29 protein-coding genes and 1 riboswitch are annotated in these 25823 nt (G+C 73.1%); of the genes, 10 read left to right on the plus strand and 19 right to left on the minus strand.

The genetic code is table 11. The annotated features are described in order from the left end of the window. Window positions 1-485 (plus strand): DUF4129 domain-containing protein (locus MPTA5024_RS40720; RefSeq protein WP_036321433.1); only part of this gene is annotated, 485 nt, incomplete at its 5' end. 161 nt (window positions 486-646) lie between these two features. Here MPTA5024_RS40720 and MPTA5024_RS08965 read toward each other — a convergent pair. The 6 genes from MPTA5024_RS08965 to MPTA5024_RS08990 all read right to left on the minus strand — a co-directional run bounded on the left by MPTA5024_RS08965 (window position 647) and on the right by MPTA5024_RS08990 (window position 5342). Further along, window positions 647-1030 carry a DUF3040 domain-containing protein gene (locus MPTA5024_RS08965; RefSeq protein ID WP_036321436.1) on the minus strand — a complete coding sequence of 128 codons (384 nt, stop codon included), beginning with the start codon at window positions 1028-1030 and terminating at the stop codon, window positions 647-649. Between the two features lie 147 nt (window positions 1031-1177). Continuing rightward, window positions 1178-2419, minus strand: a complete 1242-nt coding sequence (locus MPTA5024_RS08970) for a DNA polymerase IV (RefSeq protein ID WP_036321439.1) — start codon at window positions 2417-2419, stop codon at window positions 1178-1180. Between the two features lie 58 nt (window positions 2420-2477). Next, a complete protein-coding gene (locus MPTA5024_RS08975; RefSeq protein ID WP_036321442.1) occupies window positions 2478-3197 on the minus strand; it encodes a methyltransferase domain-containing protein in 720 nt (239 codons plus the stop codon). A 90-nt stretch (window positions 3198-3287) separates the two neighbouring features. Continuing rightward, the gene (gene nusB, locus MPTA5024_RS08980) at window positions 3288-3698 is read right to left on the minus strand and encodes a transcription antitermination factor NusB (RefSeq protein ID WP_036321445.1); all 411 of its coding nucleotides are present in this window, start codon (window positions 3696-3698) and stop codon (window positions 3288-3290) included. A gap of 1 nt (window position 3699) precedes the next feature. Then, window positions 3700-4260: an elongation factor P gene (gene efp / locus MPTA5024_RS08985; RefSeq protein ID WP_036321448.1), complete on the minus strand. Its 561-nt coding sequence runs from the start codon at window positions 4258-4260 to the stop codon at window positions 3700-3702. 23 nt (window positions 4261-4283) lie between these two features. Next, on the minus strand, window positions 4284-5342 hold the full coding sequence (locus tag MPTA5024_RS08990; protein ID WP_036321450.1) for an aminopeptidase P family protein: 1059 nt from the start codon (window positions 5340-5342) through the stop codon (window positions 4284-4286). A 180-nt stretch (window positions 5343-5522) separates the two neighbouring features. Here MPTA5024_RS08990 and MPTA5024_RS08995 point away from each other — a divergent pair, with 180 nt between their 5' ends. Further along, window positions 5523-6077, plus strand: a complete 555-nt coding sequence (locus MPTA5024_RS08995) for an RNA polymerase sigma factor (RefSeq protein WP_036321452.1) — start codon at window positions 5523-5525, stop codon at window positions 6075-6077. A gap of 2 nt (window positions 6078-6079) precedes the next feature. Next, on the plus strand, window positions 6080-6688 hold the full coding sequence (locus tag MPTA5024_RS09000) for a hypothetical protein (protein ID WP_036321454.1): 609 nt from the start codon (window positions 6080-6082) through the stop codon (window positions 6686-6688). A gap of 146 nt (window positions 6689-6834) precedes the next feature. Here the strand turns inward: MPTA5024_RS09000 and MPTA5024_RS09005 are convergent, their stop codons facing one another. The 6 genes from MPTA5024_RS09005 to MPTA5024_RS09030 all read right to left on the minus strand — a co-directional run bounded on the left by MPTA5024_RS09005 (window position 6835) and on the right by MPTA5024_RS09030 (window position 12735). Beyond that, window positions 6835-7869, minus strand: a complete 1035-nt coding sequence (locus MPTA5024_RS09005) for an LLM class F420-dependent oxidoreductase (protein ID WP_036321456.1) — start codon at window positions 7867-7869, stop codon at window positions 6835-6837. 91 nt (window positions 7870-7960) lie between these two features. Next, window positions 7961-8764, minus strand: coding sequence for an SAM-dependent methyltransferase (locus tag MPTA5024_RS09010; protein WP_232326319.1), 804 nt, complete (start codon window positions 8762-8764; stop codon window positions 7961-7963). Window positions 8765-8843: 79 nt separating this feature from the next. Continuing rightward, entirely contained in the window at window positions 8844-9425 is a 582-nt protein-coding gene (locus MPTA5024_RS09015; protein ID WP_036323776.1) for a nucleotidyltransferase family protein, read from the minus strand. Between the two features lie 74 nt (window positions 9426-9499). Next, on the minus strand, window positions 9500-10630 hold the full coding sequence (locus MPTA5024_RS09020; protein WP_036323778.1) for an XdhC family protein: 1131 nt from the start codon (window positions 10628-10630) through the stop codon (window positions 9500-9502). Beyond that, window positions 10623-11807: a vWA domain-containing protein gene (locus tag MPTA5024_RS09025; RefSeq protein WP_084369648.1), complete on the minus strand. Its 1185-nt coding sequence runs from the start codon at window positions 11805-11807 to the stop codon at window positions 10623-10625. Before MPTA5024_RS09025 ends, MPTA5024_RS09020 begins: the two co-directional genes overlap by 8 nt. Next, window positions 11800-12735 carry an AAA family ATPase gene (locus tag MPTA5024_RS09030; RefSeq protein WP_051457863.1) on the minus strand — a complete coding sequence of 312 codons (936 nt, stop codon included), beginning with the start codon at window positions 12733-12735 and terminating at the stop codon, window positions 11800-11802. Before MPTA5024_RS09030 ends, MPTA5024_RS09025 begins: the two co-directional genes overlap by 8 nt. 221 nt (window positions 12736-12956) lie before the next feature. Here MPTA5024_RS09030 and MPTA5024_RS09035 point away from each other — a divergent pair, with 221 nt between their 5' ends. Continuing rightward, window positions 12957-13589, plus strand: coding sequence for an HD domain-containing protein (locus MPTA5024_RS09035; protein ID WP_442922033.1), 633 nt, complete (start codon window positions 12957-12959; stop codon window positions 13587-13589). A gap of 22 nt (window positions 13590-13611) precedes the next feature. Here MPTA5024_RS09035 and MPTA5024_RS09040 read toward each other — a convergent pair whose 3' ends face one another. Beyond that, window positions 13612-13875, minus strand: coding sequence for a DUF4031 domain-containing protein (locus MPTA5024_RS09040; RefSeq protein ID WP_036321459.1), 264 nt, complete (start codon window positions 13873-13875; stop codon window positions 13612-13614). A gap of 117 nt (window positions 13876-13992) precedes the next feature. Here MPTA5024_RS09040 and MPTA5024_RS09045 point away from each other — a divergent pair, with 117 nt between their 5' ends. From MPTA5024_RS09045 to MPTA5024_RS09060, 4 genes are read left to right on the plus strand one after another with little or no spacing between them, the layout of a single operon-like run. Then, window positions 13993-14826: an ABC transporter permease gene (locus MPTA5024_RS09045; protein WP_036321461.1), complete on the plus strand. Its 834-nt coding sequence runs from the start codon at window positions 13993-13995 to the stop codon at window positions 14824-14826. A gap of 5 nt (window positions 14827-14831) precedes the next feature. Continuing rightward, on the plus strand, window positions 14832-15566 hold the full coding sequence (locus MPTA5024_RS09050; RefSeq protein ID WP_051457864.1) for an ABC transporter ATP-binding protein: 735 nt from the start codon (window positions 14832-14834) through the stop codon (window positions 15564-15566). Next, a complete protein-coding gene (locus MPTA5024_RS09055) occupies window positions 15563-16561 on the plus strand; it encodes an ABC transporter substrate-binding protein (RefSeq protein WP_036321464.1) in 999 nt (332 codons plus the stop codon). Before MPTA5024_RS09050 ends, MPTA5024_RS09055 begins: the two co-directional genes overlap by 4 nt. Continuing rightward, a complete protein-coding gene (locus MPTA5024_RS09060) occupies window positions 16558-17691 on the plus strand; it encodes an LLM class flavin-dependent oxidoreductase (protein ID WP_036321467.1) in 1134 nt (377 codons plus the stop codon). The genes MPTA5024_RS09055 and MPTA5024_RS09060 overlap by 4 nt, the downstream gene beginning before the upstream one ends. 40 nt (window positions 17692-17731) lie before the next feature. Here MPTA5024_RS09060 and MPTA5024_RS09065 read toward each other — a convergent pair whose 3' ends face one another. The 6 genes from MPTA5024_RS09065 to ribD form a co-directional block, all read right to left on the minus strand. Beyond that, window positions 17732-18184, minus strand: a complete 453-nt coding sequence (locus MPTA5024_RS09065) for a PH domain-containing protein (protein ID WP_036321469.1) — start codon at window positions 18182-18184, stop codon at window positions 17732-17734. Between the two features lie 123 nt (window positions 18185-18307). Further along, entirely contained in the window at window positions 18308-18778 is a 471-nt protein-coding gene (gene ribH / locus MPTA5024_RS09070) for a 6,7-dimethyl-8-ribityllumazine synthase (protein WP_036321471.1), read from the minus strand. Then, window positions 18775-19998: a bifunctional 3,4-dihydroxy-2-butanone-4-phosphate synthase/GTP cyclohydrolase II gene (locus MPTA5024_RS09075; RefSeq protein WP_036321473.1), complete on the minus strand. Its 1224-nt coding sequence runs from the start codon at window positions 19996-19998 to the stop codon at window positions 18775-18777. Before MPTA5024_RS09075 ends, ribH begins: the two co-directional genes overlap by 4 nt. After that, window positions 19995-20633 (minus strand): nicotinamide mononucleotide transporter family protein, encoded by a 639-nt coding sequence (locus tag MPTA5024_RS09080; protein WP_036321475.1) that lies wholly within the window; start codon window positions 20631-20633, stop codon window positions 19995-19997. Before MPTA5024_RS09080 ends, MPTA5024_RS09075 begins: the two co-directional genes overlap by 4 nt. Continuing rightward, on the minus strand, window positions 20630-21232 hold the full coding sequence (locus MPTA5024_RS09085; RefSeq protein ID WP_036321478.1) for a riboflavin synthase: 603 nt from the start codon (window positions 21230-21232) through the stop codon (window positions 20630-20632). Before MPTA5024_RS09085 ends, MPTA5024_RS09080 begins: the two co-directional genes overlap by 4 nt. A 1-nt stretch (window position 21233) precedes the next feature. After that, on the minus strand, window positions 21234-22322 hold the full coding sequence (gene ribD, locus MPTA5024_RS09090) for a bifunctional diaminohydroxyphosphoribosylaminopyrimidine deaminase/5-amino-6-(5-phosphoribosylamino)uracil reductase RibD (protein WP_232326321.1): 1089 nt from the start codon (window positions 22320-22322) through the stop codon (window positions 21234-21236). Between the two features lie 119 nt (window positions 22323-22441). After that, window positions 22442-22590, minus strand: a riboswitch (FMN riboswitch). Between the two features lie 340 nt (window positions 22591-22930). Here ribD and MPTA5024_RS09095 point away from each other — a divergent pair. Together MPTA5024_RS09095 and MPTA5024_RS09100 are read left to right on the plus strand one after the other, a co-directional pair. Further along, the gene (locus tag MPTA5024_RS09095) at window positions 22931-23950 is read left to right on the plus strand and encodes an ABC transporter permease (RefSeq protein ID WP_036321483.1); all 1020 of its coding nucleotides are present in this window, start codon (window positions 22931-22933) and stop codon (window positions 23948-23950) included. A 30-nt stretch (window positions 23951-23980) separates the two neighbouring features. Next, on the plus strand, window positions 23981-25774 hold the full coding sequence (locus MPTA5024_RS09100) for an ABC transporter substrate-binding protein (RefSeq protein ID WP_051457865.1): 1794 nt from the start codon (window positions 23981-23983) through the stop codon (window positions 25772-25774). The last annotated feature ends 49 nt before the right edge of the window (window positions 25775-25823 follow it).

Below are 25823 nucleotides of genomic sequence, written 5' to 3' on the forward strand. Positions count from 1 at the left end.
GGGACGACCGGGCCGGGCGGCGGCCGCCGTCGGACGCGGCCTGGCTGGAGCTGTGCGACACGCTCACCGACTTGGGGATGCCCCGGCGGCGGGACGAGAGCCCGCGGGCGCTCGGCCGGCGGATCACCGAGCGGTACGAGCTCGACGCGGAGACGGCGGCGTCGCTGGCGCGGATCGTCTCGGCGGAGGAGCGGCTCCGGTACGCCCGCACGCCGGCGGCCGCCGGGCCGGGCAGGGCCGACGTGCGCAGGGTCAGGCGCACGCTGGCCGGGAACGTGTCGCGGTGGCGCCGCCTGGGAGCCGTGGTGGCCCCGATGTCCACGCTGCTGCGGATCAGGGCGGTGGGCGAGCGCGCGCTCGACCTGTTCGACCTGCTGGAGGGTGTCCGGCTGCGGTCAGGTCCCGGCCCCTCCGCGGGGTCAGTCCAGGCGGACCGGTCGTACGAGGCCCCGAGGGAGACGACCCTCACCGGCTCCCGGCGCTGACCCGAGACCCGGTCGGAGGCGACCGGCGGCGCGGGCGACGACGGATCGGGTCGGGGGCGACCCGGCGGCCGGCGCCACGACGGATCGAGTCAGTAGGCGGCCGGCGGCCGGCACCACGACACCGCCCGCCCGGGACACGGGCGGGCGGCGGAGTGCGATCGTCAGCGCTCGTCGTGGCGGCGGCGCCAGCGCTCCTCCATACGCTCCATGAAGGTCTGGCGCTGGGGGCGGCGCCCACGGCCGCGGGCCGGGGAGGAGGAGTCCCCGCCGAAGCCGTTCATGCGCTTCCAGCTCGACAGGCCCCACAGGCAGCTCAGCAGCATGACCACGAAACCGGCGGCGCCGAGGAGGATCTGCGGCACGATGGCGCCGACCATCAGCAGGACCACGCCGAGTGCGAAGCAGACGGAGGCCCGCACCAGGCGGCGCTTGTAGTGGCTGCGCGGATCGCTGATCCGTACGGTATTGGCCCACTTCGGGTCCTCGGCGTAGAGGGCCTGCTCGATCTGGTCGAGCAAGCGCTGCTCGTGCTCAGACAGCGGCACGGCGCCTCCCAAGGACGGCCCCACTCAGGGGAAGACGGCAACGGACGACACGGGGTGTCCGAACCTCGCGGTCGGTTATCCCCAGAATACGAGCCTGTAGACGTAGGCGAAAGAAAACGTCCAACGCGGTCCAAACCGGAGGTGACGTCATGGACCCATTGGACCAAACGGACGACGAACGAGCGAGCCCGGGACCACCGCATCGGGGCCGAACCTCCGGGCGGCCCGGTCCATGGCCTGTTCGGCCTCCCGCCAGCCCGTCTCCCGTTCGCCCAGGCCGAGCTGCCGGGTCGCGGTGGCGGCGGGGGCGAGGTTCTCCACACGGACGCCGACCAGCCGGAGACGCACCCGCTCCAGCCCGGCGGCTTCGTACAGCTCGCACGATGTGTCGTAAATCTCCTTCGCGACGTCGGTCGCCTCGCGGAGCGTCCGCGAGCGGGTGATCGTGGTGAAGTCGGAGCGGCGCAGCTTCACGCTGACGGTCCTGCCGACGTGGCCGGCCGCCCGCAGCCGGGCCGCGACCCGCTCCGACAGCCGCAGCAGCTCGCGGCGGATCACCTCCGGGTCGTCCACGTCCTGGGAGAACGTCTCCTCGTTGCCGACGCTCTTGTCGGGCGCGTGCGGCACGACCCGGCGCTCGTCGCGCCCCCACGCGAGGGCGGCCAGGTGGGCGCCGACGGCCCCGAACTCCCGCTGGAGCGTCGCGACCGGGACGTGGGCCAGGTCGCCCACGGTCCTGATGCCGAGCCGCACGAGCGCCTGCTCGGTCCGCTCCCCCACGCCCCACAGGGCGGCGACCGGCAGCGGGTGGAGGAACTCCACGACCCCGTCGGCGGGGACGACCAGCAGGCCGTCCGGCTTGCACTGCCGGGACGCGAGCTTCGCCACGAACTTGCTGCTCGCCACCCCCACCGAGCAGGTGATCCCGTACCGGTCGGCCACCTGCTCGCGGATCGTGCGGGCGATGGCCGCGGGGCTGCCGAGCCGCCGCCGGGCGCCGCCGACGTCGAGGAACGCCTCGTCCGAGGCGATCGGCTCGACCTCCGGAGTGATCGCCTTGAAGATCTCCATGACGCCCCGGGACACCTCGGCGTACACGCCGTGGCGGGGCGGGATGACGGTCGCCTGGGGGCACAGGCGGCGGGCCCGGGTCATCGGCATGGCCGAGTGGACGCCGAAGCGGCGGGCCTCGTACGTCGCGCTGAGCACGACGCCGCGCGCCCCGGTCGCGCCGACGATGACGGGGGTGCCCCGCAGGTCGGGCCGGTCCAGCAGCTCGACGCTCGCGTAGAAGGCGTCCATGTCGACGTGGAGGATGGGGCAGCCGCTGTCGTCGGCCGGGCCGTCCGGCGGCGTCGGATCCCGGGGCAGCAGCTGGTTCCGCGACACACCGCCACCTTACCCGAACACGGTTTCTATTCGGAGCCCGGCGCGTGTCCGGATCGGGTCAGCGGTGGGCGAGCACGTGGAGGAGCGTCGCGATGTCCCGCAGGACGGGATGGGCGGCGGCCTCCTTCTCCAGCGCGATCAGCCCGTCCGGGTCGCCCTCGGCCAGCATGCCCGGCACGAGGTCGGCGAAGATCCGCACGCCGTGCACGTCGCCGACCGTGAACCCCGCCCGGTCCAGCAGGGCGGCCAGGGCGTCGCGGGAGAACCGGCGCGGGGTGGGATCGCGGTCGCCCCAGCGCCCGTCCGGGTCGGACAGCACCCGCCGCGCCTCGTCGAAGTGCCCGGCGAGCGAGCGGTGGACGGCCGCGGCGACCGAGTTGGCCGCGAGCACGCTGACCACGCCGCCCGGGCGCAGCACCCCGGCGACCGCGCCGAGCGCCCCCGCCGGGTCCTCCACGTACTCCAGCACGCTGTGGCACAGGACGAGGTCGGCGCTGCCCGGCGCGATCAGGTCGCCGAGGTCGGCGGCGTCGCCCTGCAGGCCCTTGACGCCGACCCCGGTCTCCGCGGCCCGCCGCTCCAGCGCGGCGAGGGAGTCGGGGGTGGGATCGACGACCGTCACCACGTGGCCCAGCTTCGCCAGCGGCACGGCGAAGCCTCCGGTGCCGCCTCCGGCGTCGACGATGTCGAGCGACTCGCGCCCGGTGGCCGCGGCCCGCTCGGAGAGGACCGCGCGCAGCGCCTCCCAGACGACCGCCTGCCGCGTGGCGTCACGCACTTCCGGCCTCCCTTGTCCCGCCCCCCGCGGGCGGTGCTTGCTTCGCCACGCCTTCCGGCGCGGCCGGCTCGGGGCGCCCGAGGCCCCCTCCTAGAGCGACAACGACGGCTTGAGCTGCTTGAACCGGGCCAGCAGGCCGTTGACGAACTGCGGCGACTCCTCGGTCGACAGCTCGGCGGCGAGGTGGACCCACTCGCTGATGACCACGCCCTCGGGGACCTCGTCCGACCAGAGCATCTCGTAGGTGCCGCCCCGAAGGACGTTGCGGTCGACGGCCGGCATGCGCTCCAGCGTCCAGCCCTCGGAGTAGGTCGAGATCAGCTCGTCGATCCGGTCGAGGTGCTGCACCACTCCCTCGACCAGGAAGGAGGTGTACTCGTTGACGGGCGGGTCCGCACGCTCCACCCGCTCGGCGAGCACGTCGAGCGGGCTCAGCCTTCTGGCCTCGGCCTCGAAGAGGATGTCCAGCGCGCGGCGGCGGGCCTTGCCCCGAGCCGACACGTCAGGCCCGACCGAGGTACTCGCCGGTGCGAGTGTCGACCTTGACCTTCTCTCCGGTGGTGATGAAGAGCGGGACCTTGATCTCGGCGCCGGTCTCCAGGGTGGCGGGCTTGGTGCCGCCGGTCGAGCGGTCGCCCTGCAGGCCCGGCTCGGTGTGCGCGATCGTCAGCTCCGCCGCCGCCGGCAGGTCGACGTACAGCGGGTTGCCCTCGTTGAAGGCGACGGTCGCGAGAGTGTTCTCCAGCATGTAGTTGGCGGCGTCGCCGACCACCGACCGCCCCACGTTGACCATGTCGTAGGTCTCGGTGTCCATGAACACGAAGTCGTCGCCGTCGAGGTAGGAGTACTGCATCTCGCGCTTGTCGACGTTGGCCACGTCGACCTTCACGCCGGCGTTGAAGGTCTTGTCCACGACCTTGCCGGACAGGATGTTCTTCAGCTTGGTGCGGACGAACGCGCCGCCCTTGCCGGGCTTGACGTGCTGGAACTCAACGACGGTCCACAGCTCACCGCCGTCGAGCTTGAGCACCAGTCCGTTCTTCAGGTCGTTCGTCGTCGCCACGTGCGTCTCCCGCGTCGGCTGCTCTACAGGACGAGCAGCTCCTTCGTCGTCAGTGTGAGAAGCTCCGGCCCGTCGTCACGCGTGACCAGCGTGTCCTCGATGCGCACACCGCCCCTGCCCGGAAGGTAGACCCCCGGCTCGACGGTGATCGGAACTCGATCCTCTAGTCTACCGGTCCTGCCAGGGCCCAGGAACGGCTGCTCGTGGATCTCCAGGCCCACTCCGTGGCCGAGCCCGTGGCCGAAGTGCCCCGCGTGCCCCGCCTCGGCGATCGGTTCGCGGGCCGCGGCGTCCACCTCGTCCGCCGTCGCCCCCACCCGTACGGCGTGGCGGCCGGCCCGCTGGGCGAGCCGCACGAGGTCGTAGAGGTCCCGCTGCCAGGCGGCGGGCCGGCCGACGGCCACGGTGCGGGTCATGTCGGCGTGGTAGCCCTCGTAGAGCGCGCCGAAGTCCATCGTGACCAGGTCGCCGTGCTCCACCGCCCGGTCGGAGGGGCTGTGGTGCGGGATCGACCCGTTCGGGCCGGAGGCCACGATCGCGTCGAACGCCGGCTTGTCCGCGCCGAGCTCGATCATGGCGATCGCGAGCCGGCGGGCGATCTCGCGCTCGGTCGTCCCGGGCACGATCCCCTCGACGACGTGGGCGAACGCCTCGTCGGTGATCGCGCAGGCCCGGCGCAGCGAGGCGAGCTCGCCCTCGTCCTTGACCGCGCGCACGGTCTCCACGATCCCCTCGACGGGCGCGAGCGGGTGCGCGCCGGCGAGGTCGCGGAACGTCCCCACCGGCATGCGCCCGGCCTCGACGGCGACCGGCCCGGCGTCTTCCGCCCGCGACAGCAGCGCGCCCGCCACGTCGCGGTCCTCGATCACCTCCACCCCGGCGCAGCGCTCCCGGGCCGTCTCGGCGTACCGGGAGTCGGTGGCCAGCAGGGCCTCGCCCCCCGCGGTGAGGAGCAGGGCCGCGTTGCTGCTGTCGAGACCGGTCAGGTAGCGCACGTTGACGGCGGCGGTGACGAGGACGGCGGCGACCTCGTGTCCGGGCAGCGTCGCGGCCACCCGCGCGCGGCGTGAGGCGTGAATCACGAACGGGACTCTACGCCCGGCCCGACCCGCCCGCGGCCCGGGGCCGGGAGGTCGCCTTGTCCTCCGCTCGGCCCTTCCGGGCGGTTGCCGCGGTTTCTGACGTCGCGCCCGGCGGATGAAGCGTTTCGGCCCGGCGCGGTAAGTACGGGTGACCGCGCTCGCCGAGAAAGGCCGACATGCATGACGTCACAAGTCGATGCCGATGACGCGACCCTCATCGGACGGTCCCTGGACGATCCGGAGGTCTTCGCCGCCCTGTTCGACCGGCACGCGCCGCTCCTGCACCGCTACGCGGCCAGGCGTCTCGGACCGAGTGAGGCCGAGGACGTGGTGGCCGACACGTTCCTGGCCGCCTTCCAGCGCCGGGGCGATTACGACAGGGGCCGCCCCGACGCCCGTCCATGGCTGTACGGCATCGCCTCCAACCTGATCGGCAAACGGCGGCGCGCCGAGACGGCCCTCTACCGCGCGTACATCCGCAGCGGCGTGCACCCGGCGGAGATACCAGGCGCGCAGGTGGAGGACCGGCTCGACACCCTGGCCGTCAACCGGCCGCTGGCGCGGGCCCTGCTGGCGCTCAAACCGGCCGATCGCGACGTGCTGCTCCTCGTCGCCTGGGCCGAACTGAGCTATCAGGAGGTCGCCGCCGCGCTCGCGATCCCGCCGGGCACCGTCGCCTCGCGACTCAACCGAGCCCGCATCCAGATCCGTCACGCGCTGGAAGAAGGAGACTGACAGTGGACGCACTGAAAGCCATGTGGGAGACCGTCCCGCCGGCCACTCCGGACGATCTCGCGAGAGCGAGACGCCGCCTGATCGAGGAGATGGGCGGACGGCGGCGGCTGATCACCGTTCCCCGGCTGCTGGTCGCCGCCGCTGCGGCAGCGGCCGTCGTCATACCGCTGACCAACGGCCTCGGCACGCCCGCGTACGCGGTGACCAGGAACCCGGACGGGACGATCACCGTAACCGTCAACGAACTGCGCGACCCCGCGGGGCTGGCGGCCGAGCTGAGGTCGGTCGGCATCAAGGCCGACGTGTCGTTCCTCGCGCCGCACACGCGATGCGCGGGACCGCGGTTCGCCGGCGTGGATCCCTCGTACGGGACGCGGCCGCACACGGAAGCGGAACTGAAGTGGGGCGCCGAGCACTGGCGGTCCCTCCAGGTCATCAAGGCCATCCCGGCAGGCCACCGGATCGGGATCCACCCGGAGTACATCCGGCCGGACGAGACACTCGTGCTGGAGATCCGCGACGACCAGAACCCGAAGGTGCTTTGGACACTCGGCGCATGGCTGGCCGAGGCCGGCACCCCTGTGAAGCCCTGCACACCCGTCAGGGACTGAGGCGGGCACGTCCGCCGGTCCTCGCCACGCGGTCCCGGCGGACCTCCGTCCCACCGGCGGCTTCACGGCGGTCGCGCTGTAGGCCCTGACGCCGATGTCCCGCCCCTGACCGCGCCGGGTCCCGGCACGGTCAGGGGGTACGGGGATCAGGCGGCGATGTCGCGGATCCGCTCGACGAGCCGCACCCGCTCCTCGTGCGTACGGGCGAAGGGGGCGACGTTGAGCGTGGTGACGCCGGCCTCCCGCAGGGCGGCGACCCGCTCCCTGATGTGGCCCTCGGGGCCGACCAGGGACATCTTCTCCAGCAGCTCGCGCGGCACCTGGGCGGCCGCCTCCTCCTTCTTGCCGTCGAGGTAGAGGTCCTGGATGAGGGCGGCCTCCTTCTCGAAGCCGTACCGGCGGGCCAGGTCGTTGTAGAAGTTCCTGCCGCGGGCGCCCATGCCGCCGATGTAGAGGGCGGCCATCGGGCGTCCGAGCTCCAGGACGTCGTCCACGTCGTCGCCGATGGCGAGGACGGCCTGCGCGATCACGTCCAGCTCGCCGAGCTCCGGGTCCCTGCGGGCCTTCCCCGCGGCCAGCGACGGCCCCCACACCTCGGCGGCCTTCTCGGGCATGAAGAAGATCGGCTCCCAGCCCTCGGCCAGCTCGGCCGTCAGCTCGACGTTCTTGGGCCCGATGGCCGCGACGACGATCGGGATGCGCTCCCGCACCGGGTGGTTGATCAGCTTGAGCGGCTTGCCCAGGCCGGTGCCGCCCTCCAGGGGCAGCGTGTAGTGCTTCCCGGCGTACTCGAGCCGCTCCCGCCTCCAGACCTTGCGGCAGATCTCGATCACCTCGCGGGTGCGGCCCAGCGGCGCGGTGTACGGCACGCCGTGGAAGCCCTCGATCACCTGCGGCCCGGAGGCGCCGATGCCGAGCGTGAAGCGCCCGTCGGAGACGTAGTCGAGGCCCGCCGCGGTCATGGCGAGCAGGGCCGGGGTGCGGGAGTAGATCGGCAGGATGCCCGAGGCGATCTGCAGCCGCTCGGTCCGCGCCGCGATGTAGCCCATCTGGCTGACCGCGTCGAAGCTGTACGCCTCGGCCACGAACACGATGTCGAGCCCGGCCTTCTCGTAGTCGGCCAGCTCGGCCACGGTCTCCTTGAAGCCCCCGGCGTAGTTGAGGGCCATCCCGATCCGCATCCGCTTCGTCCTTCCGCGTGCCCGCCGGTAACCGAATGTTGTTCCGTTCGTCGGCTCCCAAGGCTAACGACAGGACGGGCGGCGGTCGACCTCAGGGCCGCCGGGCGATGCCGCCGAGGACCGGCAGGAACGCCGTGCGCAGCGGCGGGGTGTCCGGGTCGGGCCGCCACTCGTGCACCTGCACGAGACCGGGCTCCACCAGCTCGAACCCGTCGAAGAACCGGGCGATGGCCTCCCGGGGGCGGGCGTCGAAGGGGGCGTTGGCGGCGCCGTACACCCCGCCGGCGGCCGCCATCACGGCGGGCAGCGGGTCGGAGGTGACGTGCGACACCACGATGTGGCTGCCGGGGGGCAGGGCGTCTCGGTACTGGGCGACGATCCCGGCCGGGTCCTCCTCGTCGGAGACGAAGTGCAGGCACGCCAGCATCAGCAGCGCGACCGGCTCCTCGCCGGGGCCGAAGCCGGCAGGCAGGGCGGCCAGCACGTCGCCGGGCCGCCGCAGGTCGGCCTCCAGGAACTCCACGCGCGGGTCCCCGGCCAGCAGCGCCCGCCCGTGGACGGCCACCACCGGGTCGTTGTCCACGTAGACGACCTGGGCGTCCGGGGCGGCGGCGAGGGCGATCTCGTGCACGTTGCCCTGCGTCGGCAGGCCGGCCCCGAGGTCGACGAAGCGCCGGATGCCGCACTCCCCCGCCAGGTGGCGGACGGCGCGGCCGAGGAAGGCGCGGTTCTCCCGCACCGCCTCCCTGACATGGCCCCGGGACAGCTCGACGACCTTCTCGGCCGCGGCGCGGTCGGCCGGGAAGTGGTTCTTGCCGCCGAGGTAGTAGTCGTACATCCGGGCCACGTTCGGCCGGGTGACGTCCAGCCCCCCGGGGCCCTGCCACTCTCCCACCGCCGTCTCCCGTCTCCCGTGGCGAATTCCCCGTGATCATAGTGGGCGTCCCGGCAGCCGGACAGCTCGGTCTCGGCATTCAGGACGCCGGGCGGCCCGCGCCCTTCCGCTGCAGCGAGAGGAGGTCCTCTGCCGTGTCCACGTCGACGGGGTCCCCCACGTCGTCGCAGGGGACCAGGGTCACCAGATCCGGGCGGGACCGCAGGAACGGCCGTGCGCCCACATCCCCGACGGCCAGCGCGGCCACCTCCGCGACGTGCTCCCGGGCGATCAGGACGGGGTTGCGCGGCGCGCCGCCGTAGGAGGCGGCGGCGACACAGGCGCCCGCGGCGAACGCCCCGATCAGCCGCCGTACGGCCGCGGGGCCGACCAGCGGCTGGTCGGCGAGGGCGACGACCACGGCCCCGGCCCGGCCGGGCAGCGCGCGGAGACCGGCCCGCAGAGACGAGCCCATGCCGGTCGCCCAATCGGGGTTGGACACCACCTCGGCCCCCGGGACGGGGACGAGGGCCGCGCCCAGCACCACGATCACGGGGTCGCATCCGCCGTCCGCGAGCAGCCGCACCCCGCGGTCGACCAGCCGCTCGCCGCGGAACTCCACGAGGGCCTTGGGCGTGCCGAGACGGCTCCCGGCCCCCGCGGCGAGCAGCAGCCCGGCCACGACCCCGCCCTCCGCCCGCTCCGCCGGGTCCGCCCGGCCTGCTGGCTCCGCCCGGTCGCCGCCCGCCTGCCGTGTCACAGCGCGTCCCCGGTGTCGCCGTCCCCCGGGGCGGGGTCGCCGTGGATGCGGCCCGTCGTCTCGGTCAGCGGCCGGCCGCTGCCGCCCCAGCGGAGCCCGATCAGCTCGGCCGCGATCGACACCGCCGTCTCCTCCGGCGTGCGGGCCCCGAGGTCGAGACCGATCGGAGAGCGCAGCCGGGCGATCTCGGCCTCCGGCAGGCCGGCCTCGCGCAGCCGCGCCAGCCGGTCGGCGTGCGTGCGGCGCGAGCCCATCGCCCCCACGTACGCCGCCGGGGTGCGCAGGGCGACCTCCAGCAGCGGGACGTCGAACTTGGGGTCGTGGGTGAGCACGCAGATCACGGTCCGCCCGTCGACCTCGGTGGCCGACAGGTAGTCGTGCGGCCACTTCACCACGACCTCGTCGGCGTCGGGGAACCGCTTGGCCGTGGCGAATACCGGCCGGGCGTCGCAGACGACCACGTGGTAGCCGAGGAACTTGCCGATCCGCGCGACCGCCGCCGCGAAGTCGATCGCGCCGAAGACCAGCATCCTGGGCGCCGGCGCGAACGACTGGACGAAGACCTGCAGGTCGTCGAGGCGCCGCTCCCCCTCCGGGCCGTACCGTCGGACGCCGGTGAGCCCCTGCGCGAGCATGCCGCGGACGTCGTCGTCCACCGCGTCGTCGAGCCGCGCGGAGCCGAGCGACCCCGACGCGCGGGAGGGCCAGATGACGCGGCGGGCCCCCACCGGCCCCGGGCCCGCCACGATCGTCGCGACGGCGACCGGGCGGCGCGCCGCGATCGAGGCGGCGATCTCACCCAGCTCCGGGTACGCCTCCCGCGACACCGCCTCCACGAACACGTCGATGATCCCGCCGCAGGTCAGGCCGACGGAGAACGCCTCGTCGTCGCTCACGCCGTACCGCTGGAGGACCGGCGGCTCCCCCTCGGCCACCTCGCGGGCCAGCTCGTAGACCGCCCCCTCGACGCAGCCGCCCGACACGCTGCCGACGGCCTCGCCGTCCCGTACGGCCATGGACGCGCCGGGCGGGCGGGGCGCGCTGCGGAACGTGCCGACGACGGTGGCCAGCCCGAACCGCTCCCCCGTCTCCCACCAGCGCACGATCTGGTCGAGCACGTCACGCATCCGGGCCGCCTCCCTCCGGCCGCCGGGCACGGGCCCCGGCCAGCAGGGCGGCCAGGTCCTCGAACGCCGCGAGGCTGTGCCCGGCCACGAAGTCGGACACGTACGGCAGGGCCGCGCGGATCCCGGCGGTCAGCGGGCGGTACTCGGGGTCGCCCTTGTGCGGGTTCACCCAGATCACCCGGTGGGCCGTGCGGGAAAGCCGGGCCATCTGGGCGCCCAGCGGCTCCGCCGGGCCCCTCTCCCAGCCGTCCGAGGCGATCACGACGATCGCGCCCCGGGGGTCGGGCAGCCGCAGCAGCTCCTTGATCTCCTCCCCCAGCCGGGTGCCGCCGCTCCAGTCGGGGATGGCGGCCGAGCAGGCGGCCATCGCCCGGTCGGGGTCGCGGTGGCGCAGCTCGGCGGTGATCCGGGTGAGCCGCGTCCCGGCGCTGAACACCTCGGTGGCCGCGGGCTGGGCGCGCACGAGCGCGTGCGCGAAGCGCAGCAGCGTGTCGGAGTAGGCCGCCATCGAGCCGCTGACGTCCACGGCCATGACCACTCTGCGGGGCCGGTCGCGGTGCGCCCGCAGCAGCAGCCGCGCGGGGTCCCCGCCGTGCCGGACCGCCTCCCGGACCGTGCGCCGCCCGTCGAGCCGGCCGCGGGCGGCCGGGCGGAACCGCCGGGACCGGCGCCGCTCCCGCGCCCCGTCGAGCAGGGCGAGCAGGGCGCCCACCTCCCGCCGTTCGGCCTCGCTCATCCGGGCGACGTCCCGGTGCCGCAGCACCTCGATCCGGCTCGCGGTGGCCGGGAGCGCGTCGGCCTCTCCCGTCCCCTCGGGCTCCGCCCCGTACGGCAGGGCGGTGGGACGGGTCACGGTCACGGCGGTGGCGGCGCGGTCCGGGCGCGGGCGCAGGCCGGAGAAGTAGGCGGCGAAGCACCGGTCGTACCGGGGGATGTCGCCGGGCCCGGCGCACAGCGTGAGGCGGCCGGCCCAGTAGACGTCCCGCTCCCGGCCGGCGTCGAGGTGGCCCAGAGCGGCCAGGAAGCTCTGCGTGCGCTCGTGGTCGGCCCCCACCCCGGCGGCCCGCAGCGTCCGGGCGAACCCCGTCAGGGTGGCCGCGAGGGCCTCCCGGGGCGCCCCTGGGCCCGGGGGCGCGGGACGGCTTGTCCCGGGGCGGCCTCCCGCGTTCTCAGCCACGGCCGCGGGTCCCGTCACCGGAGTCCCGGACCGAAGCTGCCGGGGCCGCCAGCAGGCGGCGGGCCCGGACGGCCTCCTGGTCCTCCCGGTACTTGAGCACCGCTCCGAGCGTCACGGCGGCCAGGTCCGGGTCCAGCTCCGCGGCGCCGAGCGTGAGCAGGGCCTCGGCCCAGTCGAGGGTCTCCGCGATGCCGGGCGGCTTCACGAGGTCGGCCGCCCGCAGCCGCCCCGCGGCCCGGGCCACGTCCGACGCGAGCCGCTCGGTGCAGCCGGGCAGGCGCCGCAGCAGGATCGCTACCTCGCGGTCGAAGCCGGGGTGCTCCAGCCAGTGGTAGAGGCAGCGCCGCTTGAGCGCGTCGTGCACCTCTCGGGTGCGGTTGGAGGTCACGACGACGACGGGAGGCGTGGCCGCGCTGATCGTGCCCAGCTCGGGGATGGTGATCGTGAAGTCGGACAGCACCTCCAGCAGGAACGCCTCGAACTCGTCGTCCGCCCGGTCGACCTCGTCCACCAGCAGGACGCTGGGCTGCGTCTCCAGGGCCCGCAGCAGCGGCCGGGCGATCAGGAACCTGCGGTCGTAGATCTCGCCCTCGAGCGCGCCCGCGTCGGCCGCGCCCGCCGCCTCCGCGGCCTTGAGGTGCAGGAGCTGGCGGGCGAAGTCCCAGTCGTAGAGGGCCTGGGCGGCGTCGAGCCCCTCGTAGCACTGCAGCCGGATGAGCGGGGCGCCGAGGATCGCGGCCAGCGTCTTGGCCAGCTCGGTCTTGCCGACCCCGGCCTCACCCTCCAGGAAGAGCGGCCGGCCCATCCGCACCGCGAGGTACGCCGCCGTCGCCAGCCCCTCGTCCGCCAGGTAGTCGTGGTGGTCGAGCAGCTCCGCCAGCGTCGCGGGCGAGTCGATGTCCGGCACCGTGGTTGTCCGCCGCAGCACAGGGTCAGGCTACGCGCCACGGGTTCCACCCCGCTCTGGCCGATTCCGCCAAACAGCGGCGGCCCCCACCCCGGCGATTGCCACGATCGCACAGCCCCCGGCCCGCGCTGACGCCTTTGGGGGCCCGGCCGGTCGCCCCGCGCCCGCGCTGACGCCGCAGGGGGCCTGGCCGCTCACGCCCCGGCCCGCACAGGTGCGGCGGGCGGTCTAGGGTCGTGACCGTGGAGCTCTCGCCCGCCTCGCCGATCCCGCCGGTCCCGCCCGCGCCGCCGGAGCTCGCGGGCTCCCCCGCGGGCAGGGCGCTCGCCGCCGAGCTCGCGGCCCGCTGGGGCGAGCCGCACCGCCGTTACCACACCACGGCCCACCTCCGCGCCGTGCTCGCCGCGGTCGAGCCGCTCGCCGGCCTCGCCCGCGACCCCGCGGCCGTACGGCTGGCCGCCTGGTTCCACGACGCCGTCTACGAGGGCCTCGCGGGACGGGACGAGGAGCGCAGCGCCCAGCTCGCCCTGGCGCGGCTGCCTGCCTGCGGCCTCGCGCCGGAGCGGGTGCGGGAGGTGGCCAGGCTGGTGCGGGTCACGGCCGGCCACGCGTACGAGCCGGGCGACGCCGACGCGGCCGTGCTGTGCGACGCCGACCTCGCCGTCCTGGGCGGGACCCCCGAGGAGTACGACGCGTACGCCCGGGCCGTGCGGGAGGAGTACGGCCACGTCCCCGCCGAGCTGTTCCGGGCGGGGCGGGCCGCCGTCCTGCGCGGCCTGCTGGCGAACGGGCGCCTCTACGGCACCCCGCTGGGGCGCGACCTGTGGGAGGCGCGGGCCAGGGACAACATGGCCCGGGAGCTCGCCCGCCTCTGACGCTCCCTCCGTGGGCGGCCTCCTAGCGGGACTTGCGGCGGCGCAGGCCTGCGTCCCGCAGGCGGCGCACCAGTTCGCCGCTGGACACCGCCTCCGCGCCGAGGGCCAGCGCCCGGTCGTACACCGTCTCCGGCACGTCGTAGTGGTCCCGGTCGAAGGCCCGCACAGGCACTCCGAGGACGCGGGCGAAGGCGTGCAGCTCCTCGTACGACCCGTCGCTGACGAGGTGGGACCAGAGCAGGCCGCGGGGGCCCGGCCAGTTGGGCCGGTCGATCAGCACGGCCATCGGCCCTCCCGCCTTTCCGAACGTCTGGGGGCAACCTTAACGGTGATATACCTATTGACCCGATAGGAAATATAGACAATCCTATGGGCAACGTCCGCTGAACCTGCGAGGTGATCCATGTCCGTCCTCGAACTGGAGACGGAGGTCCGGGCCGGCGCACGGCCGGCTCCCCGTCCCCAGAGCCGGCGGCTGCCCGGCAGATCCTGGCATCGCTGGATCAGCCCGCTGGTCCTGGTCGTCGCGTGGCAGATCGCGAGCGCGACCGGGCTGCTGCCCACCCGGCTCCTGGCCGCGCCGTCCACGATCGCGGCGACCGCGCTCGACCTCGTCCGCGACGGGACGCTCCCGACGGCGATCGCCGTGTCCCTGCAGCGCGTGCTCGCCGGCTTCGCCGCCGGCGCCGTCGCGGGGATCGGGACGGCGCTGGTGGCCGGCCTGAGCCGGGCCGGCGAGAACGCGGTCGACCCGATCATGCAGATGCTCCGCGCGCTGCCGTTCTTCGGGCTGATCCCGCTGTTCATCCTGTGGTTCGGCATCGGCGAGACGCCGAAGGTGCTGCTGGTGGCCCTCGCGGTGTCGTTCCCGCTCTACCTCAACACGTTCGCCGGCATCCGCGGCGTGGACGGCAAGCTCGCCGAGGTCGCGCGGACGCTCAAGCTGGGCGGGGCGCAGCTCGTGCGGCACATCGTGCTGCCCGGCGCGCTGCCCCAGACGCTGGTGGGGCTCCGACAGAGCCTCGGCGTCGCCTGGCTCGCGCTGATCGTGGCCGAGCAGATCAACGCCGACGCGGGGCTCGGCTACATGATCAACGACGCCCGGGAGTTCCTGCGCACCGACGTGATCGTCGTCGGCCTGCTCGTCTACAGCGCGCTCGGTCTGCTGACCGACGCCCTCGTCCGGCTGCTCGAAAGGAGGGCGCTGACGTGGCGGCGCGAGTTCCTGTCCCGGTGAGCCCTGTGAGCCCTGTGAGCCCGGTGAGCCCGACCCGGGCGGCGGCCTCGGTCCGGGCGCTCACCCGGCGCTTCGGCGACCGGACCGTCCTCGACGGCCTCGACCTGGACATCGCGAGAGGCGAGTTCGTGGCGCTGCTCGGCCGCAGCGGCTCGGGCAAGTCGACGCTGCTGCGGGCGCTCGCCGGGCTGGACCACGAGGTGGAGGGAGGTCTCGCGGTCGGCGAGTCGGTGGCCGTGGCCTTCCAGGAGCCCCGCCTCGTGCCGTGGAAGCGGGTGCGGGCCAACGTCGCGCTGGGCCTCGCCGACGGCGACGCCCGCGCCAGGGCCGAGGCCGCCCTCGCCGAGGTCGGCCTCGCCGAGCGGGCGGACGCCTGGCCGCTCACACTGTCGGGCGGCGAGGCACAGCGGGCCAGCCTGGCCCGGGCCCTCGTCCGCGAGCCCGGTCTGCTGCTGCTCGACGAGCCGTTCTCCGCGCTCGACGCGCTGACCAGGATCACGATGCACGGGCTGGTCCTCGAGCTGTGGTCGGCCCACCGGCCGGCCGTGCTGCTCGTCACCCACGACGTGGACGAGGCGCTGCTGCTGGCCGACCGCGTCCTCGTGCTCGGCGAGGGCCGCATCGCCCACGAGACGACGATCTCCCTGCCCCGGCCGCGCCACCGCGACCATCCCGACCTCGTGTCCCTGCGCACCACCCTGCTGGCCGCTCTCGGCGTCTTCCCAGAAGGAACAGCATGAACAGGAAACTCCTCGCCGCCGTCCTGCTCGCCGTCTCCGTCGCGACCGCGTGCTCGTCCACCGGCTCCTCCGGCGGCTCCTCCACCGGGGGCGCCAAGGGCTCCTCCGCGGGCGTGACGCTGCGCGTCGGCGACCAGAAGGCCGGGTCCCAGGCACTCCTGGAGGCCGCCGGGCTGCTCGGCGGCACCCCGTACACGATCACCTGGTCCCAGTTCACGTCGGGGCCGCCGCTGCTGGAGGCGGTGAACGCCGGGGCCGTCGACATCGGCGGCGTGGGCAACACCCCGCCGGTCTTCGCCGCGGCCTCCGGCTCGAAGATCAAGGTGGTGGCCGCATACCGGCAGAACCTGGCGGCGGCGGCCATCCTCGTGCCGCAGAACTCGGCGATCACCTCGCCCGCCCAGCTCAAGGGCAAGAAGATCGCGGTGGCCAAGGGCAGTTCGGCCCACTACCACCTGCTGGCCGTGCTGCGGAAGCAGGGCCTGTCCTTCAAGGACGTCCAGCCGCAATACCTCCAGCCCGCGGACGCGCTCGCCGCGTTCTCCTCGGGCACGGTCGACGCCTGGGCCATCTGGGACCCCTTCACCTCCCAGGCCCGCATCCAGAACAAGGCCAGGCTGCTGGTCGACGGCACCGGGTACGTCAACGGCCTCAACTTCCAGGTCGCGGCGCCCGCCGCCCTGGAGGACGGCGCCAAGCAGGCCGCCGTCCGCGACTTCCTCACCCGGCTGGCCAAGGCCCGCAACTGGGCCGAGTCCCACCAGGCCGAGTGGGCCAAGGTCTGGGCCAAGGAGACGGGCCTGCCGGTCGAGGTGGCGAACGCCGCGGTCGCCAACGCGGTCGCCGCGCCGATCGTCATCGACGACGCGGCGGTGAAATCCGAGCAGCAGATGGCGGACGCGTTCTCGGCCGAGGGCCTGATCCCCGGCACCGTCAAATTCTCCGATTTCGTGGATGAGCGGTTCAACGACGTCGTCGCGAAGGCACAGCAATGAGATTCCACTGGTTTCTGCCCACCACGGGCGACAGCAGGGCGATCGTCGGCGGCGGCCACGGCCTCCACCGCGGCCACGGCCACCCCACGGCCTCGGTCTACCGGCCGCCCTCCATCGACTACCTCGGGCAGATCGCCCGTTCGGCCGAGCAGCTCGGCTTTGAAGCCGTGCTCACCCCCACGGGCACCTTCTGCGAGGACGCCTGGCTGGTGACCGCGGCGCTGACACAGGTGACCACCCGGCTGAAGTTCCTGGTGGCGTTCCGGCCCGGATTCCTGTCGCCGACGCTGGCCGCCCAGATGGCCGCCACGTACCAGCGGATCTCGGGCGGCCGGCTGCTGCTCAACGTGGTCACGGGCGGCGAGGCGACCGAGCAGAAGCGGTTCGGCGACCACCTGTCGAAGGACGAGCGGTACGCCAGGACCGACGAGTTCCTCACCGTGGTCCGCGGCGCCTGGGACGGCCCGTTCGACTTCGCGGGCGAGCACTACCGGGTCGAGGGCGCGATGGTCGCCGAGCGGCCCTCCCCCGTGCCCGAGCTGTACTTCGGGGGGTCGTCGCCGGCGGCCGGGCCGGTCGCCGCCCGGCACGTGAACGTCTACCTGACGTGGGGCGAGCCGCCGTCGCAGGTGGCCGCCAAGCTCGGCTGGATCCGGGAGCTGGCCGCGGCGGAGGGCCGCACGCTGCGGTTCGGCATCCGCCTGCATGTGATCACCCGCGACACCTCCCAGGAGGCGTGGGCGGAGGCGGACCGGCTGCTCGACCGGATCGACCCGGAGGACATCGCGTCGGCCCGGACGATCCTGGGCCGCAGCGAGTCGGCCGGGCAGCAGCGGATGCTCGCGCTGCACGAGGGCTTCCGCGGCGGCCGGGCCCGCGACCTGGAGATCCACCCCGGGCTGTGGGCGGGCGTCGGGCTCGTCCGCGGCGGCGCGGGCACGGCCCTCGTCGGCAGCCACGCCGAGGTGGCCGACCTCGTGGAGGAGTACGCCTCGCTCGGGATCGAGGAGTTCGTGCTGTCCGGCTACCCCCACCTGGAGGAGGCCTACTGGTTCGGCGAGGGCGTGCTGCCGGAGCTGCGGCGGCGGGGCGCGCTCGACCGGGCTCCCGCCGTACGGCTCACCGCCTGAGGCGACCCGGCCCGGGGCGGGCGCGGCGGGCTCGCCGTCCCTACACCCGGTCGGGGGCCTCGCCGCGCTCGCGGATCAGCGCGCCGAGCTCCGACACGGCGCGGCGCGAGCGCTCCCGCTCGGTGCTCTGGATGCCCATCGCGCCGAGGCTCAGCCCGTTGGCCAGGTCGAGCTTCGGCCACGGGTCGCCCTCGACCATGGTGACGTCCAGCAGCTCGGGCCACTCGTAGTGGTGGACCCGCAGGGGGTTCACCACCGTGACGCCCCGCTCGTCGGCGCTCACGCGGAGCCGGCCGAGCAGGTGGAGGACGGCCGCCACCAGGAGGCCGAAGACCACGATGCCGATCCGGTCCGGCACGCCGAACATGGGCGGCAGGACCACCGCGAGCAGGACGGAGCCCCCGATCATCACGGCGGCCAGGCCGTACGCGATGATCGGGGCGCGTCGCGGGCGCCAGGTCACGGGCAGCGGCGGAGGCGTCGTCTCAGACACGGCGACCCGCCGGGAGGTCGCGCACGGCGTCGGCGAGGACGCCTCGTGCGGGCTTGTGCGTGATCACTGATGGTTTTCCCAGCTCGGACGGGCGGGATGCGTCATCCCCGATGGGTCTGCGGCTCAGGTCGCCAGGCGGCGGAGGGTGAGGGCCGTCTCAAGGGCGGCCATCGTCGCCTCGTACCCCTTGTCCTCCTTGCTGCCCGGCAGCCCGGACCGCTCGACCGCTTGATCAAGCGTGTCACACGTGAGGACCCCGTTGCCCACCGGGGTCGACTCGTCGAGCGCGATCCTGGTCAACCCCGCCGTCACCGAGTCGCAGACGTAGTCGAAGTGGGCCGTGTCCCCCCGGATCACCGCGCCGAGGGCCACGACCGCGTCGCACCGGCGGGCGAGCGCCTGGGCCACGACCGGGATCTCCAGCGAGCCCGCCACCCGGACGGTGAGGGCCTCGGCCCCGCTGTCCTCGGCCGCCCGCAGCGCCCGCGCCACCAGCTGGTCGGTGATCTTCTCGTGCCATCGGGCCGCGACGACGCCCACGGTCAGCCCGCTCGCGTCGACCGGGGAGGCCCCGGGACGTCCCTCGCCGCTCATTCGTCCTCCGTCTCGGGGATGTCGTGACCCAGCCGGTCGCGCTTGGCCGCCAGGTATCTCTCGTTGTACGGGTTCATCGCCACGGGCATCGGCTCGCGGCCGAGGACCTTGATGCCGTATCCGTCCATGCCGCGCATCTTGGCCGGGTTGTTCGTCAGCAGCCGGACCGACTTCACGCCGAGGTCGGCCAGCATCTGGCCGGCGTTGGAGAACTCCCGCGCGTCCACCGGGAGCCCCAGCTCCAGGTTGGCGTCGACGGTGTCGCTGCCGTTGTCCTGGAGGCTGTAGGCCCGCAGCTTGGCCAGCAGGCCGATGCCCCGGCCCTCGTGGCCGCGCAGGTAGACGATCACCCCGCGGCCCTGCTCGGCGATCGTCCGCATGGCGCCGTCGAGCTGCACGCCGCAGTCGCAGCGCAGCGAGCCGAGCACGTCGCCGGTCAGGCACTCGGAGTGCGCCCGCACCAGCACGTTCTCGCCGTCGCCGAGGTCGCCGTAGACCAGGGCCACATGCTCGCCGCCGTCGAGCGCGCTGGCGTACCCGTAGGCCCGCCACTCGCCGTAGCGGTTGGGGATGCGGGTCTCGGCGACCCGGGTGACCATCCGCTCGGAACGGCGGCGGTGCTCGACGAGCTGCTCGATCGTGACGAGCGCGAGGTCGTGCTCGTCGGCGAACTCCCGCAGCCGGGGCAGCCGGGCCATCGTGCCGTCGTCGTTGACGATCTCGGCGAGCGCGCCCGCGGCCGACAGCCCGGCCAGCCGGGCGAGGTCGACGGCCGCCTCGGTGTGGCCCTGGCGGACCAGCACGCCGCCCTCGCGGTAGCGCAGGGGGAAGATGTGGCCGGGGCGGACCAGCTCGTACGGCTCGGTGGCCGAGTCGCACAGCGTCCTGATCGTCTTGGCCCGGTCGGCCGCCGAGATGCCGGTCGTCACGCCGTCCCGGGCGTCCACGCTGATCGTGTAGGCCGTCCGGAGGTGCTCGCGGTTGTCGGTGACCATCAGCGGCAGCCCGAGCCGGTCGAGCTCGGCGCCCTCCATCGCGACGCAGACGACGCCGCTGGTGTACCGGATCATGAACGCGACCAGCTCCGGGGTGGCCTTCGCCGCCGCGAAGATGAGGTCGCCCTCGTTCTCCCTGTTCTCGTTGTCGACCACCACGACGGGCCGGCCGTCGCGGATGTCGGCGATGGCCCGGTCGACCGGGTCGAGCCTGATCTCCTTCACACCGTCACCGCCTCGCGCCGCGGGGCGCGCGACTGGCGCAGCCAGTCCCGGAACCCGATGAGCACCATCACGAAGAACAATCCGTAGACGAGACCCGAGACCACCAGGCCCGAGCGGACCGCCAGCGGCACGCCGACGACGTCCACGGCCACCCAGATCACCCAGAAGTCGACCAGGGCCCTTCCCTGCGCCCAGGTGGCGACCGCGCTGCCGACGAAGATGTACGCGTCGGGCCACGGCGCCCAGGAGATGTTCAGTCCCCGCGAGTTGAGGTAGGTGAACAGCAGCGCGACGGCGACGGTACCCGCCGCCATCACCGCGATGAGCCACGTCCGCTCGGTCCGGGTCGCGGGCCGGATCGGCAGCTGCGCGCCGTCCCGCGTGCCGCGCGACCACCGCACCCAGCCGTAGACCGCCAGCAGGCCGAACAGCGCCTGCTTGAGGGCGTTGCCCGTGATGTGCGCGCTGATCGAGGCCGTGAACAGCAGGACGGAGCCGACCAGTTGCACCGGCCAGGTCCAGATCGTCTTCCTGATGGCGAGCCAGACCGTGGTCAGCGCGGCCGCGTTGCCCACCAGGTCGGTCCACAGGACGTGCTGCCCCAGCACGTCGAATCCCGCGTCGGTCCAGCTCATGCCCGGGCTCCCGCGGTCAGCTTCTCGACGTACTTGGCGATCACGTCCACCTCCAGGTTGACCGGGTCACCCGGCCGCTTGTGTCCGAGCGTGGTGAGCTCGAGGGTCGTGGGGATCAGGCTGACGGTGAAGCTCTCCGCGTCGGCGGCGACCACCGTGAGGCTGACGCCGTCCACCGCGATCGACCCCTTCTCCACCACGTAGCGCTCCAGGCCGGGCGGGAGGGAGATCCGCACGATCTCCCAGTGCTCGGCCGGCTCGCGGGAGACGACGGCGCCGGTGCCGTCCACGTGGCCCTGCACGATGTGGCCGCCGAGCCGCTGGTCGGCCCGTACGGCGCGCTCCAGGTTGACGGGGGATCCGGGCCGCAGCGCGCCCAGCGACGACCGGTCGAGGGTCTCCTTCATCACGTCGGCCGTGAACGCGTCGCCGTCCACGGCGGCCACCGTGAGGCACACGCCGTTGACCGCGATCGAGTCGCCGTGCCGGGCGTCGCCGGTGACGACCTTCCCGCGGACGGTCAGCCGCGCCGACCGGCCGGCGTCCAGCTCCTCCACCGCGACGACCTCGCCGAGCTCCTCGACGATTCCGGTGAACATCTCAGCTCTCCTTAGGGGATTGCGGCCGGAGGACGATCCTGAGATCCGGCCCGACGGGGGTGACTTCCTCGAACTCCAGGCGATGCGCCTCGGCGATCGTCTCGACGCCCGCGGGGCCGAGCGCGGCCGCGCCCGCGCCCAGCAGCGCCGGCGCGAGGTAGCCGACGACCCGGTCGACCAGTCCCTCCCTGAGGAACGAGCCGGCGAGGGTCGGGCCGCCCTCAAGCAGCACGCTCACGATCTGCCTCCCGTGCAGCTCAGCCATGAGGGCGCGCAGATGTATTCCGCCGTCCGCGCGCGGGAGCCGTACGGCTCCGGCCAGGTGCGGGGGCACGACGGCGTCGTCGGCGACGGCGACAAGCGTGGGGGCGGCCTCGTCGAGGACGCGGGCGGAGGCGGGGGTGCGGGCGCCGGGGTCGGCCACCACGCGCAGCACGGGCCGCGCGCGCAGGGGCTCGGGGACCCGGGCGGTGAGGCTGGGGTCGTCGGCCAGCACGGTGCCGACGCCCACGAGGACGGCGTCGCTCTCGGCCCGCAGGCGGTGCACCTCGGCCCGCGCCTCCGGGGAGGTGATCCACTGGCTGGTGCCGTCCCGCGCCGCCGAACGCCCGTCGAGGGTCGCGGCGAACTTCCAGGTCACGTACGGCCGGCGGGACCGGGCGAAGGTGAGCCACGCCGCGTTGACGCGCTCGGCCTCCTCGGCGAGCAGCCCGGCCTCCACGCGGACGCCGCGGCTCGCGAGGGTCTCGGCGCCGCCCGCCGCCACGGGGTTGGGGTCGGCCACGGCGACGACGACCCGGGCCACCCCGGCCTCCAGGAGGGCGCCGGCGCAGGGACCCGTTCTGCCGGTGTGGTTGCAGGGCTCCAGGGTCACGTACGCCGTGCCGCCCCTGGCCCGCTCCCCCGCCTCCCGCAGGGCCACGACCTCGGCGTGCGGGCCGCCCGCGTAGGCGTGGAAGCCCTCCCCCGCGACCTCGCCCGACGCGTCGAGCACGACGCACCCGACGACCGGATTGGGACTGGTGCCGCCCTGTCCCCGGGCGGCGAGCGCGACCGCGCGCCGCATGTGCTGGATGTCCCGAGAGGTCACCCCGGACCCTTCCTCTCGCCTGTCGCTTCTGCGCCGGCAAGGCGGGCCCCGGGGGTGTGTGACGCGGTCGCACGACCACGTCAGCGGGCGCGCCGGTGCCTCACGGCACGGACGCCCGCTCGCGCGCTTCCTCCCATCCGGACTTTCACCGTCGGTCCTGGAATCACACCAGGTCCACCGGCCGATGGCTTCGGCCGGGTCGCGGACTGCCGCCCCGGGCAGGGGCGTCACCGCCGGTTCGGAATTTCACCGACCCCGGAGCACGCTTGCTCTGTCCCCACCAGTGTGCCATGCCCGCGACGTTGGCGCTTGTGCGCGATTGCGGTGATCAGCAAGGATCATCCGGGGTTGTGATGAGTGTCTCGACCCCGTCCGAGTTGTGTCACAAAACCGTGACACAAAACTCTTTATGTAATATGCAGTGTTGCCTGGCGCATCTTCCAAGGTCAACCGGGTTCCAGGACACAAGCTGATTTACTTTGGACAACGAAGCAAGCAAGAAGCGCATCGTCCGCGCCAAGTGATTGACCCCTGCATAATTAGTTGCCAGGGTTCCCTATAGTCGGATCTCTTCCGATCGTTAATGGTCCTTCCGGGAGCACCGCACCATGACGTTCCCCTCCTCGGCCACGACCGACGCCGTGGCGGACGCAGCGGCGTCCGCCGAGCCGGCCGGTTCCGGCCCCGCCATCGTCGGCCGATCGCCCGGCCAGCTCATGTGGCGCCGGTTCCGGCGCGACAAGACGGGTGTGATCTCGGCCGTCATCGTCCTCGGGTTCTTCCTGGTCGCCATCCTCGCCCCGGTGATCTCGATGCTGTACGGCAAGGACCCGTACAGCACCTACGGGCAGGACCGGCCCGGGCTGCTCAACGAGTACGGCTACCCGCTGGCACCCAACGGCGGGATGAGCGGCGAGTTCTGGTTCGGCCTCGAGCCGGGCCTCGGCCGCGACGTCTTCATGCAGCTCGTCTACGGCATCAGGACCTCGCTGAGCATCGCCGTGATCGTGACCGTCCTGTCGACGATCATCGGCGTCGTGCTCGGCATCACCTCCGGCTACATCGGCGGCAAGACCGACTACGTGATCGGCCGGGTCATCGACACGCTCCTGGCCTTCCCCTCGCAGCTGTTCCTGATCGTCTTCCTGCCCGTCGTCGAGGCGGCCATCGTGCTGCCCGAGGAGGAGACGCCGACCTGGCTGCGGTACGTGTCCATCTGCCTGGTGCTGACCGTGCTCGGGTGGGCCACGATCGCGCGCCTGTTGCGCGCCCAGGTCCTGTCGCTGCGGACGCGCGAGTTCATCGAGGCGGCCCGCGTGACCGGCGCCTCGCCCGGCCGGGTCGTCTTCAAGGAGCTCCTGCCCAACCTGTGGACCCCGATCATCATCCAGGCGACCCTCGCGCTCCCGCTGTACGTGGGGGCCGAGGCGGGCCTCGGCTTCCTCGGGGTCGGCATGACCGAGCCGACCCCCGACTGGGGCCGCATGTTCCAGGTGGGCGCCAACGTCTACCACTCCGACGTGACGTACCTGATCTTCCCCGGTGTGTCGATGCTGATCTTCGTGGTCGCGTTCAACCTTCTCGGCGACTCGATCCGCGACGCTTTCGACCCCAAGACGAAGCGCTGACGAGGCGCTCTCCCCCATAGGAAGGACCACATGAGATCGCACAGCAGGCGATACGCCTCGGTGACGGCCGTCCTCGCCATAGGCGCGCTGGCCCTGGCGGGCTGCGCCAAGGGTGGCGGCGGCGGCGCCCCCGCCACCGCCGCGGGCGGCTCCCAGAAGCCGCTGGAGAACAAGGCGGTCAGCGCGATCGCGGTCGGCACGGCCGATGACTCCAAGGGCGCCGCCCCGGAGATCCCCGGCGCCAAGTCCGGCGGCACCGTCTACATGATCGACCGTGACGACTTCAGCCACCTGGACCCGGGCCGTATCTACCTGAACTACAACTCCTCGGTCTCGGAGCTGTTCACCCGCCGGCTCACGGCGTACAAGCACGACGACTCGGGCAACATCAAGCTCGTCGGCGACCTGGCCACCGACGCCGGCACCACCACCGACGGCGGCAAGACCTGGAAGTTCACGCTGAAGGACGGCGTGAAGTGGGAGGACGGCACCCCGATCACCTCGGGTGACATCAAGTACAGCTTCGAGCGCCTGTTCGCGGACTTCATCACCGAGGGCCCCGACTACGCCGAGAGCTGGCTCGTCCCCGACCCCAAGAAGCCGTTCCGCGACCAGTACAAGGGCCCGTACGACGGCAAGGAGCTCGACACGATCGAGACTCCGGACGACAAGACGGTGGTCTTCCACCTCAACGGCCTCCACCCCGACTTCAACTTCACCGTGGCCATGACCGGCTACGGCGCGGTGCCCAAGGCGCACGACACCAAGCAGAAGTACGACAAGCAGCCGTTCTCGGCCGGCCCGTACAAGATCGTGAGCCACGTCACCGACAAGTCGATGGACCTGGAGCGCAACCCGAACTGGGACAAGAACACCGACTCCATCCGGCACGCCTACCCGGACAAGTTCCACATGGAGTTCGGCGTGCAGGCCCAGCAGACGACCGAGCGGTTCCTCGCCGACACGGGCAACGACAAGAACGCGTTCACCTTCCACAACGCGGTCGCCGCCGAGCGCGTGCAGGAGGTGCTGGGCAACGCCGAGGCGATGAAGCGCTCGGTGCAGGGCCTGACGCCGTTCACGACGTTCTACAACATCAACACCAAGCGGATCACCGACGTCAACGTCCGCAAGGCCATCATCACCGCCTGGCCCGCCAAGCAGATCCAGCAGATCGAGGGCGGCGAGATCAACACCGGCAAGATCGCCACCACGGTCATGAGCCCCACGGTCCTCGGCTACGAGCCGTTCGACCTGTACGGCAAGCTCAAGAAGCCGGAGGGCGACCCCGACGCCGCCAAGCAGCTGCTGCAGCAGGCCGGCAAGCTCAACCAGACCCTCGTCTACGCGTACAACCAGACGCCGACGCAGGAGAAGATCACGGTCGCCATCAAGGAGGCCCTCACCAAGGCCGGCTTCAACGTCGTCGCCAAGCCGCTCAACCCGGCGACGTACTATGACGCGATCGGCCCGGTGGACAACAAGTACGACGTCTACTGGGGCGGCTGGGCGGCCGACTGGCCGACCGGCTCGACCGCCATCCAGCCGCAGTTCGACGGCCGTCTCATCACGGACAACTCGCCGAACTACACGCACCTGAACGACCCGGCGATCAACGACGCCATCGACAAGGCCAACGCCATCACCGACGCCGCGGCGGCCGGTAAGGCGTGGGCCGCGATCGACCGGCAGATCATGGAGCAGGCGGCGATCGTCCCCGAGTACTACCAGACCTACTTCGGCCTCTACGGCTCCGGCCTCGGCGGCGTGAAGATGGACCCGATCGAGGGCGAGCAGTCCGCGCTCGACATCTGGGTCAAGTAGCAGTCCTCCGGGTCCGCCGCCTCCGCCCCCACCGGGCGGGGCGGCGGGC

It is taken from the genome of Microbispora sp. ATCC PTA-5024 (assembly GCF_000511135.2).
GTDB classification, from domain to species: Bacteria; Actinomycetota; Actinomycetes; order Streptosporangiales; family Streptosporangiaceae; genus Microbispora; species Microbispora corallina.